This is a genomic window from Methylocystis sp. Se48 (genome assembly GCF_056269425.1).
Window position 1 is genome coordinate 226456 of sequence record NZ_CM149850.1, and the last position, 19286, is coordinate 245741.

The 19286-nt window shown below is 67.5% G+C and carries 21 protein-coding genes; 14 read left to right on the top strand and 7 right to left on the bottom strand.

All coding sequences use genetic code 11. The features are described from left to right. Positions 1-11 precede the first annotated feature (11 nt). Positions 12-1598, bottom strand: coding sequence for a phosphoglycerate dehydrogenase (gene serA, locus ACV959_RS01130; protein ID WP_475738101.1), 1587 nt, complete (start codon positions 1596-1598; stop codon positions 12-14). Between the two features lie 188 nt (positions 1599-1786). Between serA and ACV959_RS01135 the strand changes: the two genes are divergently transcribed. Continuing rightward, positions 1787-2896, top strand: a complete 1110-nt coding sequence (locus ACV959_RS01135) for a catalase family protein (RefSeq protein ID WP_475738102.1) — start codon at positions 1787-1789, stop codon at positions 2894-2896. Here the strand turns inward: ACV959_RS01135 and ACV959_RS01140 are convergent. Beyond that, positions 2893-4053 (bottom strand): phosphoserine transaminase, encoded by a 1161-nt coding sequence (locus ACV959_RS01140; protein ID WP_475738103.1) that lies wholly within the window; start codon positions 4051-4053, stop codon positions 2893-2895. The two genes, ACV959_RS01135 and ACV959_RS01140, sit on opposite strands and share 4 nt — an antisense overlap. Before the next feature lie 208 nt (positions 4054-4261). Here ACV959_RS01140 and ACV959_RS01145 point away from each other — a divergent pair, with 208 nt between their 5' ends. The 3 genes from ACV959_RS01145 to ACV959_RS01155 are packed head-to-tail and all read left to right on the top strand — an operon-like array spanning position 4262 to position 5739. Further along, positions 4262-4477, top strand: a complete 216-nt coding sequence (locus ACV959_RS01145) for a hypothetical protein (RefSeq protein ID WP_475738104.1) — start codon at positions 4262-4264, stop codon at positions 4475-4477. A gap of 23 nt (positions 4478-4500) precedes the next feature. Then, positions 4501-4743, top strand: a complete 243-nt coding sequence (locus ACV959_RS01150; RefSeq protein WP_475738105.1) for a hypothetical protein — start codon at positions 4501-4503, stop codon at positions 4741-4743. Positions 4744-4761: 18 nt separating this feature from the next. Further along, complete coding sequence (locus tag ACV959_RS01155) at positions 4762-5739, top strand: YheT family hydrolase (RefSeq protein ID WP_475738106.1); 978 nt, start codon at positions 4762-4764, stop codon at positions 5737-5739. Between the two features lie 14 nt (positions 5740-5753). Here ACV959_RS01155 and ACV959_RS01160 read toward each other — a convergent pair whose 3' ends face one another. Further along, on the bottom strand, positions 5754-6050 hold the full coding sequence (locus ACV959_RS01160; protein ID WP_475738107.1) for a BolA family protein: 297 nt from the start codon (positions 6048-6050) through the stop codon (positions 5754-5756). A gap of 124 nt (positions 6051-6174) precedes the next feature. Between ACV959_RS01160 and ACV959_RS01165 the strand changes: the two genes are divergently transcribed. The 4 genes from ACV959_RS01165 to prfB all read left to right on the top strand — a co-directional run bounded on the left by ACV959_RS01165 (position 6175) and on the right by prfB (position 10357). Then, positions 6175-6768 carry a J domain-containing protein gene (locus ACV959_RS01165; protein WP_475738108.1) on the top strand — a complete coding sequence of 198 codons (594 nt, stop codon included), beginning with the start codon at positions 6175-6177 and terminating at the stop codon, positions 6766-6768. 95 nt (positions 6769-6863) lie between these two features. Then, positions 6864-7823 (top strand): cobaltochelatase subunit CobS, encoded by a 960-nt coding sequence (gene cobS / locus ACV959_RS01170; protein WP_475739725.1) that lies wholly within the window; start codon positions 6864-6866, stop codon positions 7821-7823. A 222-nt stretch (positions 7824-8045) separates the two neighbouring features. Continuing rightward, positions 8046-9131 carry a CorA family divalent cation transporter gene (locus ACV959_RS01175; RefSeq protein WP_475738109.1) on the top strand — a complete coding sequence of 362 codons (1086 nt, stop codon included), beginning with the start codon at positions 8046-8048 and terminating at the stop codon, positions 9129-9131. A 94-nt stretch (positions 9132-9225) separates the two neighbouring features. Continuing rightward, positions 9226-10357 (top strand): peptide chain release factor 2 gene (gene prfB / locus ACV959_RS01180; RefSeq protein ID WP_475738110.1). Its coding sequence is split into 2 segments (ribosomal slippage): positions 9226-9294 and positions 9296-10357, totalling 1131 coding nucleotides; the frame shifts between segments, so codons are not numbered across the junction. 4 nt (positions 10358-10361) lie between these two features. Here prfB and ACV959_RS01185 read toward each other — a convergent pair. The 3 genes from ACV959_RS01185 to ACV959_RS01195 are packed head-to-tail and all read right to left on the bottom strand — an operon-like array spanning position 10362 to position 12500. Next, a complete protein-coding gene (locus tag ACV959_RS01185; protein ID WP_475738111.1) occupies positions 10362-10754 on the bottom strand; it encodes a PIN domain-containing protein in 393 nt (130 codons plus the stop codon). A gap of 4 nt (positions 10755-10758) precedes the next feature. After that, on the bottom strand, positions 10759-10998 hold the full coding sequence (locus ACV959_RS01190) for an AbrB/MazE/SpoVT family DNA-binding domain-containing protein (protein WP_475738112.1): 240 nt from the start codon (positions 10996-10998) through the stop codon (positions 10759-10761). A 44-nt stretch (positions 10999-11042) separates the two neighbouring features. Next, positions 11043-12500, bottom strand: coding sequence for a M23 family metallopeptidase (locus ACV959_RS01195; RefSeq protein ID WP_475738113.1), 1458 nt, complete (start codon positions 12498-12500; stop codon positions 11043-11045). A gap of 202 nt (positions 12501-12702) precedes the next feature. Here ACV959_RS01195 and ACV959_RS01200 point away from each other — a divergent pair, with 202 nt between their 5' ends. Beyond that, positions 12703-13020 (top strand): hypothetical protein, encoded by a 318-nt coding sequence (locus ACV959_RS01200; RefSeq protein WP_475738114.1) that lies wholly within the window; start codon positions 12703-12705, stop codon positions 13018-13020. A 21-nt stretch (positions 13021-13041) separates the two neighbouring features. Further along, positions 13042-13692 carry a peptide-methionine (S)-S-oxide reductase MsrA gene (gene msrA, locus ACV959_RS01205; protein WP_475738115.1) on the top strand — a complete coding sequence of 217 codons (651 nt, stop codon included), beginning with the start codon at positions 13042-13044 and terminating at the stop codon, positions 13690-13692. A gap of 10 nt (positions 13693-13702) precedes the next feature. Here the strand turns inward: msrA and mepA are convergent, their stop codons facing one another. Then, positions 13703-14611: a penicillin-insensitive murein endopeptidase gene (gene mepA / locus ACV959_RS01210; protein ID WP_475738116.1), complete on the bottom strand. Its 909-nt coding sequence runs from the start codon at positions 14609-14611 to the stop codon at positions 13703-13705. A gap of 151 nt (positions 14612-14762) precedes the next feature. Here mepA and ACV959_RS01215 point away from each other — a divergent pair, with 151 nt between their 5' ends. From ACV959_RS01215 to ACV959_RS01230, 4 genes are all read left to right on the top strand, one after another. Continuing rightward, on the top strand, positions 14763-15338 hold the full coding sequence (locus ACV959_RS01215; protein WP_475738117.1) for a L,D-transpeptidase: 576 nt from the start codon (positions 14763-14765) through the stop codon (positions 15336-15338). Positions 15339-15501: 163 nt separating this feature from the next. Continuing rightward, positions 15502-17007, top strand: a complete 1506-nt coding sequence (locus ACV959_RS01220) for an NAD(P)/FAD-dependent oxidoreductase (RefSeq protein ID WP_475739726.1) — start codon at positions 15502-15504, stop codon at positions 17005-17007. Further along, positions 17004-17447, top strand: a complete 444-nt coding sequence (locus ACV959_RS01225) for a GtrA family protein (RefSeq protein ID WP_475738118.1) — start codon at positions 17004-17006, stop codon at positions 17445-17447. The genes ACV959_RS01220 and ACV959_RS01225 overlap by 4 nt, the downstream gene beginning before the upstream one ends. Next, positions 17444-19246, top strand: coding sequence for a hypothetical protein (locus ACV959_RS01230; RefSeq protein WP_475738119.1), 1803 nt, complete (start codon positions 17444-17446; stop codon positions 19244-19246). Before ACV959_RS01225 ends, ACV959_RS01230 begins: the two co-directional genes overlap by 4 nt. Positions 19247-19286: the final 40 nt, after the last annotated feature.

Genomic DNA, 19286 nt, shown 5'->3' on the forward strand with positions numbered 1-19286 from the left:
GAAAAGGCTTTCTAGAACCTTAACGTCACCGCCTGTTTCACCCCGGGCAGGGCCCGGACGGCGGCGAGCGCGTCCTCGGGCAGCGCGCCGTCGATGGCCACGAGCGCCACCGCGCAGCCGCCGGGTCGGTCGCGCCCGAGCGCGAATGTCGCGATATTGACCTGCGCCTCGCCCAGAACGCCCGCGAAACGGCCGATGAAACCGGGCCGGTCCTCGTTGCGCGTGTAGATCATGGAGGGGGAGAACTCGGCGTCCACGCCGATGTCCCCGATCCGCATAATTCGGGGCTTGCCGTCGTGGAAGACCGTGCCGGCGACCCGGATTTCTCCCCCGGCGGTCTTCGCGACGAGCGTCAGCAGCGATTCGTAGCCGCTGTGCGCCTCGCGCGTCACTTCCTCGACCGCGAGGCCGCGCTCTTTCGCAATGACCGACGCCGAGACGGGATTGACATCCTCCAGGATCGGCTTCAGCAGGCCGGACAGCGCCGCCGCCGCGATGGCGCGCGTCTTCTGCTGCGCGACGGCGCCTTCGAAAACGATCGACAGCGTCTCGACCCCCGAGCGGGCGATCTGTCCGGCGAAGAGGCCAAGCTTTTCCCCGAGGTCGACGAAGGGCGCGAGGCGGGGCGCCTCCTCGGCGGTGATCGACGGGAAGTTGACGGCGTTCGTGATCGCGCCGCGGATCAGATAATCGGACATCTGCTCCGCGATCTGCAACGCCACCTTCTCCTGCGCCTCGGCCGTCGAGGCGCCGAGATGCGGCGTGCAAACGACGTTGGCCCGCCCGAACAGCGGGTTCTCCGTTGCGGGCTCCGACGCGAAGACGTCGAGCGCCGCGCCGGCGACATGGCCGGCGTCGAGCGCCGCGCGCAGCGCCGCCTCGTCGACGAGCCCGCCGCGCGCGCAATTGACGATGCGCACGCCCTTCTTCGTCCTGGCCAGCGCCTCGGCGGAGAGGATGTTTTTCGTCTGCGCCGTCAGCGGCGTGTGGAGGGTGATGAAGTCCGCGCGCCCGAGCAGTTCGTCGAGATCGACTTTTTCGACCCCGAGCGTCTGGGCGCGCTCCTCGGTGAGAAAGGGGTCGTAGGCGAGAACGCGCATCTTCAGGCCCAGCGCCCGGTCCACGACGATCGCGCCGATGTTGCCGCAGCCGATGACGCCGAGAGTCTTGCCCGCGATCTCGACGCCCATGAAGCGATTCTTCTCCCATTTGCCGGCCTGGGTGGAGGCGTCGGCGGCGGGGATTTCCCGCGCGAGCGCGAACATCAGGGCGATGGCGTGCTCGGCGGTGGTGACGGAATTGCCGAAGGGCGTGTTCATCACCATCACGCCGCGCGCCGTCGCGGCCGCGACGTCGACATTGTCGACCCCGATGCCGGCCCGCCCGATGACCCTGAGCCGTCCGGCCCTCGCCAGGATCTCCGCCGTGACCTTCGTGGCGGACCGGATGGCGAGCCCGTCATAGCCGCCGATCGCGGATGCGAGCTTTTCCCTGTCCTTGCCGAGCGCAGGCTGGAAATCGGCCTCGATTCCCCGCATGCGGAAAATCTCTACGGCGGCAGGGGAAAGCGAATCGGAGATGAGGACGCGGGGAGGCATCGTTGGTTTCCGTCGGCGCGCGAATCGGGGCTTTTGCGTTCGAGGCCGCTCTATACATGAATAGCGCGGCCGTCCGTCGAAAGCTCTTTGTCGCAGGCCCTGCCGGGATGAGGGAACCAAAGGCCGCTTTCGGTGTTGTTCAGAATGATTTGACAAGTTTGCTCTTTGATTTTTTGCGAGGAGTCGAGATGGTTTCCGTCCCGCCGCTGAATCCGCTTCCCTACAGCGCCGACCTTGAAAATCCGGACGCCGACGATCCCGAGACACGGGCCGAGGTGGTCGCGACCATCTGCGGCATCGTCGACGGCGCTTTCGAACGCAGCGGCCATGCGCGCCGCGCCGTCCACGCCAAGAGCCACGGCCTTCTCGTCGGAGAAGCGGAGGTTTTGCCGGATCTGCCGGAGCCCTACCGGCAGGGATTGTTTGCGAAACCCGCGACCTATCCGCTCCTCATGCGTTTCTCGACGCTGCCCTGCAACATCATTTCGGACGAAGTGTCCCTTCCGCGCGGGCTGGGGTTGAAAATCGTGGGAGTCGAGGGCGAGCGTCTGCCGGATTTTCCCGACGACGTGACGCAGGACTTCCTGCTCGCCACGGGCGACGCCTTTCCCTCGCCGACGGCGGACCGCTACGCTCGCGCGCTGCGGCTCTTCGCCGAGGCGACGGAGAAGCCGGAGTTCCTGAAGCGGGCGGTGGCGGGAATCGCCAAGGCCATTGCGCCGGCGCTCGAAAATTTCGGCGTCCCGGCCGCCCTCTTCAACGCGCTCGGCGCCTATCCGCCGAAGAATGTTTTGAACGACGCCTATTTTAGTCAGGGCGCGCTGCTCTTCGGCCGGTATGTCGCCAAACTCTCGGTCGCGCCAGTCTCGCCGGCGCTGAAGGCGCTCGGGCTCGTGGACCTCTCGACAGGACCGAATGCGCTGCGCGAGGCGGTCGCGGCGTTTTTCGCAAGAGAGGGCGGGGAATGGGAGCTGCGCGCGCAGCTTTGCGTGGACGCGAAGGCCATGCCGATCGAGGATCCGTCGGCGCCCTGGTCCGAGGAAAAGAGCCCCTATGTGCCCGTGGCGCGGCTGCGCGCGCCGCCGCAACCGGCGTGGAGCGAAGACCGCTCCCGCCTCATCGACGACGCTTATTCCTTCACGCCCTGGCGGGGCCTCGCCGCCCATCGGCCGCTCGGGTCTGTGATGCGCGCTCGGCGCTCGGCCTATGCGGCTTCGGCCAACCGCCGCGCCGAGCGAAACGGCCTCGCGCTGCGAGAGCCGAGGTCGGCCGCCGATCTGCCTTCGGCGGCGGGCTAAACCGCCTCCCCGGCCGCCTCGGCGTAGGCCCAGTCGAGCCATTCGGTCAGGGTCGAGACGTCCCGCGCCTCGACGGTCGCGCCGCACCAGATGCGGAAGCCGGGGGGCGCGTCGCGATAGGCGCCGAAATCGTAGCCCGCGCCCTCCGCCTCGATCATGGCGACCATCTTTTTGGCGAGGGCCGCCTTTTCCTCCGGCGTGCGCGCCGCGCACTGCTCAGAAAAGACGAGGCAAACGCTCGTATTCGAGCGGGTCGCGGGATTTTTGGCGAGATGGTCGACCCAGGGCGTTCTGGCCACCCAATCCGCGACCGTCTTTGCGCTCGCGTCGCAGCGCGCGATCAGCGCGTCGAGGCCGCCGATCGACCGCCCCCAGCGCAGCGCGTCGAGATAGTCCTCGACCGCGAGAAGCGAGGGCGTGTTGATCGTCTCGCCCTCGAAGATGCCCTCGTTGATCTTGCCCTTCTTCGTCAGCCGGAAAATTTTCGGCATGGGCCAGGGCGGCGCGTAGCTCTCGAGCCGCTCGACGGCGCGCGGCGAGAGGATCAGCATCCCATGCGCCGCCTCGCCGCCCATCACCTTCTGCCAGCTGTAGGTGGTCGCGTCGAGCTTCGAAAAATCCAAGTTCTGCGCGAAAGCGGCCGAGGTCGCGTCGCAGATCGTCAATCCCTTCCGGCCGGCGGGAATGAAATCGGCGTCGGGGACGCGCACGCCAGAGGTCGTCCCGTTCCATGCGAAGACGAAATCATTGTCGAAATCGACCCGAGAGAGATCCGGCAATTCGCCGAATGGCGCGGCGAAGGTCCGGGTCCGGGGCAGCTTCAGCTGCTTGACGACGTCCGTCACCCAATCGGCCGAGAAGCTTTCCCAGGCGGCCACATCGACTCCGCGCGGGCCGAGCAGCGACCACAGCGCCATCTCGACCGCCCCCGTGTCGGAGGCCGGAACGACGCCGATGCGATAGTCGGCGGGAACGCGCAGCACCTCGCGGGTGAGGTCGATGGCCTGTTTCAGCTTCTCCTTGCCGGCCTTCGAGCGGTGCGAGCGCCCGAGCGCCGCGCCCTTCAGATTGTCGAGGGACCAGCCCGGACGCTTGGCGCAGGGACCGGACGAAAAGCGGGGATCGGCCGGCTTTTCGCCGGGCTTGGGGGTCGCCATTTCGCGTATTTCCTGATTTTGCCGCGCGAAGCGGATTCTGCGCCCGCGCTACGCGCCCGCGCGGCTTCCGTCAAGGCGCGCCTGCCGGCGCGAGAAGACGGCCAGCGCGGTCAGTCCCGCGCAAGGGGCGCGCGCCAGGGTGGAGAGTCGAAAACGTCCGGAGTCCGAAAAGAGGGCGCCCCGGTCCAGCCATCGGGCGCGAAAGTCGATGGAAACAGTCAAGACGGCGTCGGTCTTTCTTGTCGTTTGCGCGGCCTTCGCCTTCAATCTGAAGCTCTACGCCGACAAGCAGGGCGTGCTGCTCTCGACCGCAAAAGATCCAGGCGGGTGGCATGTCAATTGCCGCTATTATGCGCCGTTCCGCCTATATTACCTCAAGCAGCCGTTGCAGTTCGGCTGCCCGGATTACGCGCCCGCCGATTGAGCGCGTTCGGTCGGATCCTGGACATGATGCGTTTCGTCGTCTCAGTTTTGGTCTCGCTCCTTCTTGCCGCCGCGCCCGCTTGGGCCATTCCCTTGCGGCAGGTGATTCGCGACTGCGGCGCGGATGGGAAGGCCTATTGCGAGGGCGTCGGCTATGGCGCGCCCATGCAGGCGTGCCTCGCGCGCAACAAGAAGAAGCTCGCCCCCGCCTGCCGGGCCGTCATCGAGCGGCTGGAGAAAGGCGAGGAGGTCGAGATTTTCGGCTAGCGCCCGTCCGGCCGCCGCATGTCGCGCGAAACCTGGCCAGACTTTCGGGAGCGGGCGCCCTGGTGGGGCCCGGACCTTCAGACGATTCGCAATATTCTGCTCCCTGCGCCGGCGGAGCTCCCCGGCGGCGAGCGGCTGCTGCTGCCCATGCCGGACGGCGACCGTCTGGCGGCCCGGCTCGACCGCTCTGCTCATCCTTCCGAAAGGCCCCTCGTCGTCCTCGTCCACGGCCTCACCGGCACAGAGGCGAGCGTCAATGTCGTGCGGACGGCGCGGCATCTCGTCTCCGAAGGCTGGCCGGTGCTGCGCCTCAATCTGCGCGGCTCGGCGGTTTCCCGTCCGACCTCGAAGGGCCGCTATCACGCGGGGCGGACGGAAGACCTCGCCGAGGCGCTGCGCCAATTGCCGCCCGCGCTTGTCCGTCACGGCGTCGCGCTCGTCGGCCATTCGCTCGGCGGCAATCTCGTCCTAAAATTCATGGGCGAGGGCGGCCATGGCGCGCCTGTCCTCGGCGCGGTCGCCGTTTCGACCCCGCTCGACCTCGCGGCGGCGAGCCTGCGCATTCAGTCGCGGCGCAACGCCGTCTACCATCTCTATTTGCTGAACGGCCTGAAAAGCGAGGCCCTCGCGCCGGGCGCCGGCATCACGCCAGCACAGCGCGCGGCGATCGCGACGGCGCGGACGATCTGGGAATTCGACGACCGCTTTGTCGCGCCCAGCTTCGGCTTTCAGGGCGCCGCCGACTATTATCAGCGGAACTCAGCGGGCCGTTTTTTGCGCAGCATCGACCGTCCCACGCTGGTCGTCCACGCGATGGACGACCCCTGGATTCCGGCCGCCAGCTACGAGGCGGTCGATTGGCCGGGCCTTGCCGCCGTCGAAACCGCCTTCGCGCCGGGCGGCGGGCATTTGGGGTTCCATGACCGGGCCAGCCGTATCGGGTGGCATGACAGGGTGACGGCGGCGTGGCTCGCGCGGACGTTCCCGGCCGGGTGAGCCGCCACGCCGGGCTACGCCTCCCCCGGCGCCCTCGCCCCGATCGCCAGCGCGTGGACCCCTTCGGCGATTTCCTGCGCCAACAGGGCGTTCACCATCCTGTGCCGCTCGATCCGGCTCTTGCCCGTAAAGGCGGCGCTCACCACCTCCACCCGGAAGTGGCTCTCCCTCCCGTGGCGCTTGTCGCCGGGATGGCCGTGGCCGGCGTGATGATGCGATTCGTCGATCACTTGCAATGAAACCGGCGCGAGCGCCTCGGCAAGCTTGCGTTCGATCCTGGCCGCCACCGGTCCTTTACCCTGATCCGTCATAGTTCCTCCGTCCAATGTTCCGTCAGCTGGAGCCGGAGCGCCCGCCTTGCAAGATCGGGCGCGCAACGAAAATTGGCGCGGTCCGCGCTTGCGGCGGAGCCCGCCGCCATCATAATGGGATCACATGAATCTGAATTCGCCCCTCTTCGATCGCATCAGAACGCAGCGTCAGCCGCGGGAGGAGAAGCGCGAGACGACGATCAAATGCGATTCGCCCGGTTGCGAGGCTGAAGGCGCCTATCGCGCCCCCATGGGCCGGCTGCGCGAGGGGCAATATTTCTGCTTCTGCCTCGACCACGTCCGCGAATACAATGCGACCTACAATTATTTCAATGGGATGAACGACGCCGACGTCGCCCGCTACATGAAGGACGCGACCGTCGGCCATCGCCCGACCTGGGCCATGGGCGCGCGCCGCGGGCAGGCGGGCTTCCGCGAGGACGGCCGCCCCACGGGCGATCCGCTCGGCATGTATCGCGCCCGCCGCCATTGCCGCGCGGCCGAGAAGAAGCAGCCGCGCTATTCGCCCGTCGCGATGCGCGCCTTCGAGGCGCTCGGCCTCGATGAAACCGCCGGTGCGGAGGCGATCCGGGCGCGCTACAAGGAACTCGTCAAGCGTCACCACCCCGACGCAAATGGCGGCGATCGTTCCCGCGAGGAAAAATTGCGGGAAATCATCCATGCCTATAAGACGCTGAGGGCCGCGCGGCTCGTCTGACCGCTCAGACGCCGGTTCCGCGCGAGAATTCACGCCCCGCCAGACGGAGGACGATTTTGGTCGATGAAGTTAAATCCGGCTCGGGCCTCGAAAGTATGCCGGACATGAAGGTGTCGGCGCGCGAGGTTTTCGGCATCGACACTGATCTCGTGGTTCCGGCCTTCTCCGAGCGCAACGAGCATGTCCCGGACGTCGACCCGGACTATCTCTTCGACCGCCAGACGACGCTGGCCATTCTCGCGGGCTTCGCGAGGAACCGCCGCGTCATGGTCACGGGCTATCACGGCACCGGCAAATCGACCCATATCGAGCAGGTGGCGGCGCGGCTCAACTGGCCCTTCGTGCGCGTCAATCTCGACAGCCACATCTCCCGCATCGACCTCGTCGGCAAGGACGCGATCGTGCTGAAGGACGGCAAGCAGGTCACGGAGTTCCGCGACGGGATCCTGCCCTGGGCGGTCCAGCACAATGTCGCGCTCTGCTTCGACGAATATGACGCCGGCCGCCCGGACGTGATGTTCGTCATCCAGCGCGTGCTGGAGGTCTCGGGCCGCCTGACGCTGCTCGACCAGAACCGCGTCATTCGCCCGCATCCGGCCTTCCGCCTGTTCGCCACGGCCAATACGGTGGGGCTCGGCGACACCTCGGGCCTTTATCACGGCGTGCAGCAGATCAATCAGGCGCAGATGGACCGCTGGTCGATCGTGACGACCCTGAACTATCTGCCGCACGACGCCGAGACCAACATCGTCCTCTCCAAGGTGAAGTCCTACGCCGCCGCCAAGGAGGGCCGCGACATCGCCAACAAGATGGTGCGCGTCGCGGACCTGACCCGCAACGCCTTCATGGCCGGCGACCTCTCAACGGTCATGAGCCCGCGTACGGTCATCACCTGGGCGGAGAACGCCGAAATCTTCAACGATGTCGGCTTCGCCTTCCGCCTCACCTTCCTCAACAAATGCGACGAGCTGGAGCGGCCGCTGGTCGCAGAGTTTTATCAGCGCTGCTTCGGCAAGGAACTGCCGGAGAGCGCGGTGAACGTCGTGATGACGTAGGAACGCGCGAGCCGATCGTCGGCCTGCGTCATGCAGGGCGGCGTATCGCTCCGCCGCGTCCGGCGATAGCGCGCTCATCGGCGATCTGGAGGGGGCGTCGCCGTTTGCCTGAGAAGCCCTGGGTTTCCGGCGCCCGGGCGAGAATCAGCCCGCGCGCCGGGCGTCGTCATGCGGCCGTCATCTTCCCGCCGGTCACTGGCTGCATATAGAGAAGCCGAGCGCATGACCCAAGACCGCCTCAAGGACGCCCCCCACGCCGGCATTCCCGGCTGCCTCTGGATTCTCCGCTTCGATGCGCAGGGCCGCGCTGCGCCGGGCGATGCGGCGGATCTCGATTCCATTGGCCAGCCACGCGAGGGTTTCGTCTGGCTGCACATGGATTTGACGGATGTGCGCACGCGGCCGCTCATCGGGCGCCTCGCGGCGCTTTCGGACAGCGCGCGGGAAGCGCTCTGCGATCCGGTCGACCACCAATATCTCGAATATTCGGCTGGCCTCGTCAGCGGCGCGCTGCTCGACCACGAGCGCACGCTCGCCGGTCCCGCCTCGCGCACCGATTTTCTGCGGTTCGCGATCGGCGAGACCTTCTTCGTCTCGGCCCGTCGCCGGCCGATGAGCTGCGTCGAGGCCGCGCGCGGCGCGATCGGCCGCGGCGCGCGGGTCGAGTCGCCGCTCGCCCTCTTCGAGCTGATGGCGGCGCGTCTCGTCGACGAATTGAGCCGCATGGCGAACGACATCGGCGCCGCCTTCGACCGCGCCGAGGATCTCATCATCGACTCGCGCGGTCGCGCGGCCCGTCCGCTCCTCGGGGGCGGACGGCGAGACGCGGTGCGCCTGTCGCGCCAGATCGGCGGCCTCGTCTCGACCCTGGCGCGCCTCGAGGCCATCGACGACGATCCAGAGGATCCGACCGACAATGAGCTGCGCGAAATGGCGGCGCGCCTCGTTCAGCACACCGAATCGCTCGCGCGCGACATGCAGACGCTGCAGGAGCGCGCCCGACTCCTGCAGGACGAACTCAACGCCATTCTCAATCTCGAGACGAACGACCGGCTCTATGTGCTGACCCTCGTCACCACCCTGCTGCTGCCGGCAACCTTCGTCACCGGCTTTTTCGGCATGAATCTGAAAAATCTTCCCTTCGCCGAGAGCGAGGAGGGAACCATCTACGCCACGATTGTCTGCTTCGTCGCGGCCGGGGCCGTCATGCTCCTGATGCGCCGCTGGGGGCTCACGGGACGCGGACCCGAGGAGGAAAGCCGCCCGCGCACGCCGCCGCCCTCGCGCCCGGCGGACGGCGGCTATTGAGAGGCGACGCTTTACATCCCGTCGCGCCCCGCCTAATTTCCGCGCCATCCGACGCGGGAGCGCCGCTCCCGAATTCATCGAAAGCTAGAGACATATGCGCGCCGAGCCGCTTGCGCTCAAGGAACAGATCGAGCAGTCCGTGGGACTGCTGAGGAGGCATCTTTGACGTCGAGACCGCAACCCGCCGTCTCGCCGAACTGAACGTCAAGGCCGAAGACCCCACTCTCTGGAACGATCCCGACGAAGCGCAGAAGCTCATGCGCGAACGCACCCAGCTCGAGGAGCAGATGGGCGCGCTCGACAAGCTCGCCCGCGATCTCGACGATGCGCTGACGCTCGTCGAACTCGGCGAGGAAGCCGGCGACGCAGACACGGAGAAAGAGGGAATCGAGGCCCTCAAGGCCGTTCTCAAGGAGGCCCAGACGCGCCAGATCGAGGCGCTGTTCTCGGGCGAAGCCGACGGCAACGACACCTTCATCGAAATCCATTCGGGGGCCGGCGGCACGGAAAGCCAGGACTGGGCGCGCATGCTGTTCCGCATGTACGCTCGCTGGGCCGAGCGCAAGAAATTCAAGGTCGAGGTCATCGAGGAGACCGCCGGCGAAGAGGCGGGCATCAAGTCGGGGACGCTGCTGATCAAGGGCCACAACGCCCATGGCTGGGCCAAGACCGAGTCGGGCGTCCATCGCCTGGTGCGCATTTCGCCCTTCGACTCGAACGCGCGCCGGCATACGAGCTTCGCCTCCGTCTGGGTCTATCCCGTCGTCGATGACAAAATTGAAATAGACGTTAAGGAGTCGGATTGCCGTATCGACACGTATAGATCGTCGGGGGCGGGCGGCCAGCACGTCAATACGACCGATTCCGCCATCCGCATCACCCATATTCCGACCGGCATCGTCGTCGCCTGTCAGGCCGAGCGCTCGCAGCACAAGAACCGCGCCACGGCCTGGAATATGCTCCGCGCGCGTCTCTATGAGCTCGAGCTCGAAAAGCGCGAGGCGGAGGCGAACAAGGCGGCCGCGAGCAAGACCGACATCGGCTGGGGCCACCAGATCCGCTCCTACGTCCTGCAGCCCTATCAGCTCGTGAAGGATCTGCGCACCGGCGTCACCTCCGGCACGCCGCAGGAGGTGCTCGACGGCGACCTCGACGCCTTCATGCAGGCTTCTCTCGCCCAGCGCATCTATGGCGGCGGGCCCGAGAAGGTGGAGGACGTGGAGTAGGGGCTTACGCCCAGCTTTCCAGCGCGAGACCGGGGATATCCCCGAAATCCTGCGGACTCAGCGTGACGAGCGCGAGCCCGAGGGAGACCGCCTGTGCGGCCGCCATCCGGTCGAGCGCGCGGCGCCGCTTGGGTTCGATTTTGCGCAGCATTCGCCCATAGGCATCGGCCGCGGCGCGGTCGAAGGGGAGAATATCGAGATTTTGCCCGAGGAGCGCGATGTTTTCCGCGAGCCGAGCATCTTTCGGCGCCTGCGCGGCCGCCCCCAGAAGCTCCGCATAGACGATAGCGGAAATAGCGACGTCGCCGATCGCGAGTCTGGAGAGCCGGGCGAGCGTCGCCATCTCGCCGCTCGCAGCGGCGAAGACGACCGAAGCGTCGAGCAGATAACGCGCCATGGGGTCAGTCCTCTGCCCATGGGCGCCGGGGCGGCTTGAATTCCAGGCGTTCCAGCGCGGCGCCGGGTTGCGGCGGGAGCGCCAGCCTCGACACGAGCGTCTTCATGTCGAGCCGGGCGGGCGAGACCAGCAGGCTCTCCCCCTGGCGGGAGACAATCACTTCCGCACCCTCGGGAAAGGCGATGTCGCGCGGCAGGCGCACCGCGAGGCTGTTGCCGGATTTGAAGATCTTCGTCTTCGCCATGGCGGCAGCGTCCCACTGGGCGGGCCCGCTGTCAATCCTTGTATCTACTGAATGATTCCGCCCAGCGCCGAGGCCGCTTTCAGGAAGCGCGTTGGGTCGACCGCCTCGCCGTCGATGCGCACTTCGTAATGAAGATGCGGGCCGGTCGAACGGCCGGTCGAGCCGACCCGGCCCACCACCGCGCCCGGCGCGACCTGCTGGCCCGGCGTCACGTTGACGGCCGAAAGATGGCCGTAGCGGGTGGAGAGGCCGCCGCCGTGGTCGATCTCGACGAGATTGCCGTAGCCGCCCTGCGGGCCGGCGACGCTGACGACGCCCGCCGCCGTCGCCTTGACCGGCGCGCCATATTCCTCCCGCAGATCGACGCCGCTGTGCAGCGCAGGGCGCCCGAAGAACGGATCGGTGCGGTAACCGAAGGTCGAGGTCATCTGGAGGTCGCCGGAGAGCGGCTTCCTGAGCGGCGTCATCGGCAGCGCGCGGCGCAGGCCGTCGAGAGTCGCGACGGCCGTCTGGGCGGCGGCGAGATCGCGTTCGAAAAGCCCGTCCGCCGCTTTCGGATCCGCCGCCACGAAGGGCCCGCCGACGGCGTCGCGCGCATCCTTGCGGCGGATTTTCGAAATGAAGCGCTCGACCGGAAGCCCGGCGATGTCGAAGGCGCGCCGCAGGCGCGTCGCCGCCTCGATCGCCGGGCGGACGATCCCGTTGAGGCGGCGGGCCTGATCGCGCTCGATCCGGTCGAGCGACAGGGCGAGGCTCTCAAGCCGCGCCGGCATGGGCGCGTCCGGATTGGCGGCGTGGGCGAGCGACGCCGCCGGGGCGTTGGCCTGAGGCGCGAAAGAGGTGTCGATCGGCAGGATTTCGCCCTGCCGGGGGGCGGCGCTGGGCGGCGCCAGCGGCAGCGGTTTGGATTCCCCGTTGAGCCGCAAATCGAGCCCCTCCGGCTCCGGCTTGCCGGAGTAGCTCATGATGGGCTCCCCGATGGCGCCCTTCGCGGCCGTCGGCGCGGCGGCCTTCGCGAGCGGCTGGCCCGGCCTGGCGGCGCCGGAGGCGGGCGCGTCGGCGCGCATGGCCGGCGAGATCAACGTTACGCCCGCGTCGCGGGAGATGGTGCGCTCCAGGAGCTGCGCCACCACGGCGGCGCGCGTCTCGAGCTGCGCTTGCCGCAACACGAGGTTCTGAACCTTTCCTTCCACGCCGTCCTGATCGATGAACTGCCGGCTCGCGACCTGGTCGAGGCGCAGGCGCAACGCGGCGATCCTGTCCTCATAGGCGTATTGCATCTGGGTCTGGCGGTCGATGAGGCCGGCGAGCAGTTCGTCGCGAAACATGAGATAGCCGCCGGCGGCGATCACGGCGGCGCCGACGAGGCCGGCGACGCCGGCGCAGGCGGCGAGGACGACCGGAGAAACCCTGAATTTGCGGCTGAAATGGCCGCGCGACACCTGCACGACGTAGTCGCCGGACGCGTCGACGTAATGAAAGGACTGATCACGGTTGCGCATTGTCGACCCTGGCGGGGCGGCGAGCCCCGATACAGCCGGCCGGCGCTCCCACTCGCGAAAGAATGGTTGCCGACCTCAGGGGATGATCAGACCCCATTAAGGTTAACGCTTCGCCAAAACGCCGCCGGAATCGGCGCCGGCGCCCGCGCCCCGCTTAGCCCGCGCGTGGACAGGCGCCGCGCAACCTCTTATCCTTGCGGCGATGCTTCGCCTCCTGACCCGTTTTCTCGGTCTTTTGCTTCTCGCCGGCGGTTTCATCGCCCTCATCGTCGACGGCACGCGCTCGATCGCGGGCGGCGCGCTGATGGTCACGACCCTGCGCCGGGGCGCTTCCGAGACATTTCCGGCGCTTTATGAGTCGCTGCGCGCGGGCCTTGAGGCGAAATCGGCTTTCCTATGGGATCCCGTCGCGACGACGCTGATGCTGCTGCCGGTGAGCGTCGCCTTTGGCGGCCTCGGCGCGCTGATGATTCTCTTCAGCCACAAGCGCGAAACCGGCTATCGGGCTTGGCGGCGCTGAGCCGCGACCTACCTCTGGAGCATGTCCATCTTCGACAAGCTCGGCTTCGCCCGTCTTCTGACCCCAATCCCCGACCGCGAGACGCCGGTCGCGCATGGCGCGCGCCACTTCGTCAACGGCCATCCGCTCGACCCGCCCTTCCCGCTCGGAACAGAGGAGGTTCTGTTCGGCATGGGCTGTTTCTGGGGCGCCGAGCGCAAGTTCTGGCAGGTCGGCGAGGGCGTTTACGTCACGGCCGTCGGCTATGCGGGCGGGACGACGCGGAACCCGACCTATGAAGACGTCTGCTCGGGCCGGACGGGCCACGCCGAAGTCGTGCGCGTGGTCTATTGCCCCGCAGCGCTTTCTTTCGAGGCCCTGTTGAAGATTTTCTGGGAGAGCCACGACCCGACGCAGGGCATGCGGCAGGGCAATGACGTCGGAACGCAGTACCGCTCCGTCATCTATGCGCCGACGGCAGGCCAACTGGCGGCGGCGGAAGCCTCCCGCGCCGCGTACCAACGCGTGCTGACGACGGCGGGCTATGGCCCGATCACGACGGAAATCAGGGCGGCTCCGCCCTTCTATTACGCGGAGGACTATCACCAGCAATACCTTGCCAAAAATCCCGGCGGCTATTGCGGGTTGGGGGGTACGGGCGTCTCCTGTCCCGCGGGGGCCGGCGCGGCCTGACGCGGGCGGCTCACTTCGCCGTCAGAACCTCTTTGCAAGCGCTGGGCAGAGCCGCCATGGTCATCGGCGGCCAGACCTTGTTCGATTTCTTGGGATGCAGCGCCTCGTCGGTGAACCACCAGGCGAGGGACTGGTCGCACCCGTCGCCCGGCGGCGTCGGATCCTGATCCTTGCAGCTTGAGCCTTCCGGGCAGAAGAGCCGGACATGGAAGTGATAATTGTGCCCCCACATGGGGCGCACCTTGCGCATCCAGGGCTCGCCCTCCGCGACACGGCACAACGCGCGCTTGATCGCGGCGTTGACGAAGATGCGCTGGACCTTCGGCTCCAGCGCGGCCGCGCGAATCACCGCAACATGGCCATCGCTCCAGACGTCGGATTTCACGTCCAGGAGGTCTTCGCGCACGACGTCGGTGGCCGACATTTCCTCCCGCTCGGCGCGGGTCAATTCGCGCCGGGGCATGGGCGTGAGCCATATATCCGCGTCTAGACCAATCTGGTGAGAGGCGTGGCCGGTCAGCATCGGCCCGCCGCGCGGTTGCGACAGATCGCCGATCAAAAGCCCCGGCCAGCCCGAGGCCTGCGCCGCCTTTCCGGCGAAATGCTGAAGGAATTTAACGAGTTCCGGGTGACCCCAGTTTCGATTTCGCGACAGGCGCATCACCTGCCAGTGCGGGCCGCTGATCGGCAATTGCTCGCCGCCCGCGAGACAGCCGCGCGAGTAGAAGCCGATCGGGTCGGGGTCGAGCGGCGCGCTCTCCCGCGCGCGGCCGAACAACTCCTTGGCCGGCGTCGACGGGTCCGAGGGATGGGCCAGCGGCGGCAGGGGCCTGGGATCGAGCGTGCCCTTCTCCTGCGCGTCCGCCTGCCCGGCGAGGGCCAGCGCGAGAAAGGCCGCGGCAAGTTTCGATGCGCGCATGTCGTGTCACCCGTTCGATTATTCGCGAAAAGCCGCTCTCTGCGGTCCTTTACCGATCCTTGCCGGTCAACCTTACCGGTTCATTTACGTTGCCGGACAAACTCTTTCGAGCCACAATCGTGGCAATAAGCGTTCCGTTCGGAGTTGCGTCATGCGTTTGAAACTCGTTCTTTTGGTGCTGGCGTCCCTGTTCGCGTCGATGGGGCTCGCCCGCGCCGCAGCCCATATTCACATCGATCTGTCCACGCAGACCATGCATGTGGAGTCTGATTCGGGCAGCTACACCTGGCCCGTCTCGACCGCCCGCGCCGGCTATTCGACGCCGCGCGGCTCCTATGCGCCGACGGGAATGGAGCGCATGCATTACTCGCGCAAATATCACATGTCGCCCATGCCCTATTCCATCTTCTTCCGCGGCGGCTACGCCATTCACGGCACTTACGCCACTGGCGCGCTGGGCCGGCCGGCGTCGCACGGCTGCGTGCGTCTCTCGCCGGCCAACGCCAAGCGGCTCTATGAGATTGTCCAGGCCGAAGGCGGCAGCATTTCGATCACCGGCGCGCCTCCCGTAGGAGCCCGCTACGCCGCCGCCAAGCCGCGTCACAGCGCCGCCCGCTACGCCAGCCTGCGCCACGGAGGGCGCGCCATGGCCTATGCGCCGGTCCGTCATTCCTATCGCGACACGGTCCGCAGTTGGCAGGCCCATCCCTATTTCGCGCCCTTCTGACGCGGCGACGGGGGGCCGTCGCCCGGGCCGGAGCGCCAGCGTCGCCGTTAACGTAAGCGGCCGTTAACGGCTCTCGGACACAATGCGGACCAAGCGGAGCCATTGTGGGGCCGCTTTCGACAAGGGCCCGCAGGGAAAATGCGCGGCCCGCTTCAGGGCCGGCATGGGCGACATCATCGAAACGATCATCATCGGCGCCGGTCCGGCCGGCCTGACAGCAGGATACACGCTCGCCAAACACGGACGCGAGGTGCTCGTGCTGGAGCAGGATCCGGTCTATGTCGGCGGCATCTCGCGCACGGCGAACTACAAGGGTTTTCTGTTCGACATCGGCGGCCATCGCTTCTTCTCCAAGTCCAAGGAGATCGTCGATCTTTGGAACGAGATCCTGCCCGACGATTTCCTTGAGCGGCCGCGTCTGTCGCGCATCTACTACAGGGGCAAATTCTACGCCTATCCGCTGCGGGCCTTCGAGGCGCTGAAGAATCTCGGCTTCGTCGAGAGCGCGCTGTGCATGGCCTCCTTCGCCTGGGCGAAGGCTTTTCCGGTGAAAGCGCCCAGAACCTTCCACGAATGGGTGCGCAACCAGTTCGGCGAGCGCCTCTTCGGCATCTTCTTCAAGACCTACACCGAGAAGGTCTGGGGCATGGGCTGCGACGAGATTTCCGCCGACTGGGCGGCCCAGCGCATCAAGGGCCTCTCGCTCGCCGCGGCGATCGCTGACGGCCTGCGCCGGTCCCTCGGCTTGCGCAAGGGCGAGGCGGGCGCCAAGGGCGCCAAGACGCTGATCGAATCCTTCCGCTATCCGCGCCGCGGCCCCGGCATGATGTGGGAGGCCTGCGCCCGCAAGATGCGGGAGATGGGCGGGCGGCTCCTGATGGGCCGCAGCGTCGACGGGCTGCATTACGACGAGGCCGCCGGGCTCTGGACGGTGCGCGCCTCCAACGCGCAGGGCGAAACCGAAACCTTTCAGGCCCGCCACGTGCTGTCCTCCGCGCCAATGCGCGACCTGATGAACGCCATCGAGCCGAAGCCCCTGAGCCTTTTCAACGCCCGCGACCTCAAATATCGCGACTTCCTGACCGTCGTGCTCATCGGCCGCCCGCAGCGGGAACTGCCGGACAACTGGGTCTACATCCACGATCCGGCGGTGAAGGTGGGCCGCGTGCAAAATTTCCGCAGCTGGTCGCCGGAGATGATCGCCGACGGCGTTTCGACCTGCCTCGGGCTCGAATATTTCTGCTTCGAGGGCGACGGCCTCTGGAACGCGCCCGACGCAGAGCTAATCGCGCTCGCCAAGCGCGAGATCGGGCGGATCGGGCTGATGGATCCGGCCGACGTCGACGACGCCTGCGTGGTGCGCCAGGCCAAGGCCTATCCCGTCTATGACGAAACCTACGCGCAAAATGTCGAGACGATCCGCCGCGAGATCGCCGCGCGCTTTCCGACGCTCCATCCGATCGGCCGCAACGGGATGCACAAATACAATAATCAGGACCATGCGATGATGACGGGAATGCTGACCGCGCTCAACATCATTCGCGGAGAAGAAATCTTCGACGTCTGGCAGGTCAACGAGGACGCGGAGTATTCGGAGGCCGGCGTCGAGGGGGCCGTTCAGGCGCTCTCGAGCGAGCGGCTCGTGCCGCGCAAGGTCGCCGCGGCATGAGCGTCGTCGACGCCTTCCTCGCGCGCGCGCCGGCCTTCGAGGCTCGGCGCCTGCTGTCCGATCTCGTGAGATACGGCCTCGCGAGCGCCATGGCCCTCGCGCTCGATTTCGCGACGCTGATGCTTCTCTACAAGGGTTTCGGCGTGAACCACCTCGTCGCCGCGGCGGCGGGTTTCCTCGGCGGCCTTGCGCTCGTTTACGCGTTGAGCGTTCGCGTCGTTTTCCGCGGCCGCCGCCGACTCGGCGTCCGCGTCGAGATGATCGGCTTTCTCGTCACGGGCCTCGCCGGCCTCGCGTTGACGGAGGCGCTGATGCATCTCTTCGTAGACTGGCTCGGCCTCGCCGTCGCGCTGGCGAAGGCTCCCACCGCCGGCTGCGTGTTTCTGTTCAATTTCACCGCCCGCCGCGCGCTGTTCTCGTCGGAGGCGCGCGCGTCATGAGCGATCTCGCGGCGCCGGGCGCCCTGCTGCGCACGACACCCTTCAGCGCGCGCGCCGCCTTCGTCGCGACGCTGTTCGTCTCGCTGCTCATCGCCGCGCTGCTCTCTTATTCGCGCGCGGCGATCGTCTGGCGCACGGGCGCCTTCTTCGACTCCGACGACGCCATGCGCGCCGTCGAGCTGCGCGACTTCCTCGCCGGCCAGCCCTGGTTCGACCTCACGGCGCATCGCGTCGATCCGCCGAACGGCCTGCCCATGCACTGGTCGCGCGTCGTCGACGTTCCGCTCGCCGCGCTCGATCTCTTCTTTTCGACATTCCTCGCGCCGGATGATGCGGAGCGGGCGACGCGCCTCGTCTTCCCCTTCGCGCTGCTCGCGGCGCTCCTCTCCCTGTCGAGCTGGATCGCCTCCATTTTGTCTTGCGCGGCGTCGCGGCTCGCGGCGATCTGGCTCGTCATGCTGTCGGGCGCGATGTTTCTGCAATTCGCGCCGGGCCGGATCGACCATCACGCCCCGCAGATCGTGACGCTCGCGGCGGCCTTCGGCTGCTTTCTGCAGGGGCTCGATCCCGCGCGCGCCCCACGGCTCGCCATATCGGCCGCGCTGATGGCGCTTTCGGTGTCGATCAGCCTCGAGAACCTGCCTTTCTTCGTCGTGATGATCGCGGCGGCGCCGGTCCTCTTCGTTCTCGACGGAGCGGCGGCGCGCGCGCAACTGCTTTGGTTCGCGGCCGGGGCGCTCGTCGCCTTTCCGGCGCTCTATGTCGCGACCGTTCCGCCGGCCGCCGTTCTCGCTTCGGCCTGCGACGCTTTCTCCTTCGTGCATCTCGCGGCGATTCTTGTCGGCGCGGGCGCCCTCGCGGTGCTCGGCCTGTACGCGCCGCGCCTCGCGCGCCTGCGGGCGCGTCTCGCCGCCGTCGCCATCGCGGGCGCAGCGGCGCTTGCGAGCGTCCTTGCCACCGAGCCGAAATGCCTGGGCGATCCGCTGGGGGAGCTCGATCCGCTGCTGCGCGATCTGTGGCTGTCGCATGTCGTCGAGGCCCAGCCGCTGCTCTCGCTCGCCGCGACGGCGCCGAGCATGGGCGTCGCGACGGCGGCGCCGGTTCTGCTCGGCCTGCTTTCCGCGCTCCTCTTCGCGCAGCGCGCGGAGGGCGTCGCGCGGCGCCGCTGGCTCCTCGCCGCGGCGACCATCGCCATCGGATTCGCCGCGGGCCTTTGGCAGATGCGCGTCTTTACCTCCGTGACGCCGATCGCGCTCGTCCCGCTCGCCGCCGCGATCGTCGCGCTCGCCTCGCGTCTCGAGGTGAGCGACATGTTGCGCGCTGCGCTGGTCGCGATGATCGCGGCCCTCGTTTCGCCCGTCGGCCTCGCTCTGGCGCTGCCCTCGAAGGACGATCCCGGCGCCGGCGCCGAACGCGCCTGTCTTGCGCCGGAGGCTCTCGCGCCTCTGGCCGAATTGCCGCCTGCCCGCGTCGTCGCTTCCTTCGATCTCGGCGCGCATATTCTGGCGCATACGCCGCACAGCGTTTTCGCCGCGCCCTACCATCGCGACAATCACGGCAACCGCATCGCCGCCGACGCCTTGCTCGCGCCGCCCGAAAAAGCGGAGAATATCCTGCGCGCCGCGGGCGCGGAACTCGTCGTCTGGTGCCCGCGCGCCGGGCGGCCTTCGCCGCTCGTCGCAGCTGCGCCCGACGGGCTCGCCGCCATGCTCGCGCGGGGCGAGGCGCCCGTCTGGCTCGCGCGGGAAACGCTTCCGGGAACGTCTCTCCTTGTTTTCGCCGTGAGACCGGCACAATAGAAGCGTCTGACGGCCCGCGCCGGGAAAACCCAAGGATCAG